Here is a 1,109-nt window from a genome sequence, read left to right as displayed (position 1 = left end):
GACGCGCTCCCTCTATGGCTTCTTCAGGCATACAAACCGAATGATCTAGCTGGGTCCTGATAGCTCGGCGTACCCGGCCTACGGTGGGGTGGATCCCGACGGCGCAAGTCACAAGTGACCCGAAACGCCCCGGAGGAAACTCCGGGGCGATTTGCTTTGCGCGTCGGCTTGCAACCCTGGCGTTGTCCGGCCAAGCTGCGGCGCTCGCGTCGGGCGGGCGCGTTGCAGCGCGGGCGACCCCCGCGTGCGGAGGAGTTTCGCGTGTTCGCCACACTCGCCTTGGTCGCCGTTCTCGCCCAAGCCGCGCCGACCGCCGCCCCATCGTCTCCGGATCCCTGCGCCTATGACCGCGCGGCGATGCTGACCTTGACGCCGGACGCCTTCGATCAGGACGTTGAAGGCGGCTGGCGCGCACTGTCTTCCAGGCCTGGATGCCGGGCGGCGGCGGCCGACCTGCTCGAAACCTATCGGAAGGCGCACTGGGGGACGCTGACGCCAGCCGAGCTTCATTTGAACTACTGGCACGAGGGGCAAGAGCGGGCCTCGCTGGATCAGCGCGCTCGCTCCAAGCCGCTTCTGCTGGCCGGCGTCAATCCGAGCGCCCCCGACGCGTATGCGAATGCCTTCGCGGAATACGCGATTGGCTCGGTGGCGTTCCTGGACAACGACCGGGCCGCGCTCCAGGCCGCGCGGGATCGTCTGGCGGCCGTCCCGGCGCCGAAAGATTGGCCCCAGCTGGCGGCTGACTTTCGCAAGAAGTTCGGCGCCGAGATGAAGTGGCCGATGAACCTCAATGTCCTGGACCACATGCTGGCGTGCTTCGGCCGCAGCTATGACGAGGCCTATGAGGGCTGCAAAAAGAAATAGCCCGTAGCCGCCTCGCGTTGGCGCGGCGCCATGCTAGATGCGCGACATCCTGGTCACGTCTGAAGCCGCTCCGATGAAACTCACCCGCGCCGATCGGAAGATCCTCCAGATCCTGCAGGAGGACGGCAAGATCTCGAACGTCGATCTGGCCGAGCGGGTCGGCCTGTCGCCCAGCCCCTGCCTGCGGCGGGTCAAGCAACTGGAGGCCTCGGGGCTGATCAGCGGCTATGTGGCGCTGCTGG

The 1,109-nt window shown here is 66.8% G+C and carries 2 protein-coding genes; both read left to right on the top strand.

Annotated features, from left to right (window positions below; genetic code table 11):
• Nucleotides 1–261: 261 nt before the first annotated feature.
• A complete protein-coding gene (locus NKJ21_RS27500) occupies nucleotides 262–867 on the top strand; it encodes a hypothetical protein (RefSeq protein ID WP_254733468.1) in 606 nt (201 codons plus the stop codon).
• A gap of 37 nt (nucleotides 868–904) precedes the next feature.
• Nucleotides 905–1,109: Lrp/AsnC family transcriptional regulator (locus tag NKJ21_RS27495; RefSeq protein WP_375294013.1), on the top strand; the 205-nt coding region annotated here is incomplete at its 3' end.

This window comes from Klebsiella sp. SWET4 (assembly GCF_024296565.1).
Lineage (GTDB): Bacteria > Pseudomonadota > Gammaproteobacteria > Enterobacterales > Enterobacteriaceae > Klebsiella > Klebsiella variicola.
The sequence above is the reverse complement of the archived record's forward strand: the minus strand, read 5'-3'. Positions and strand labels throughout refer to the sequence as shown.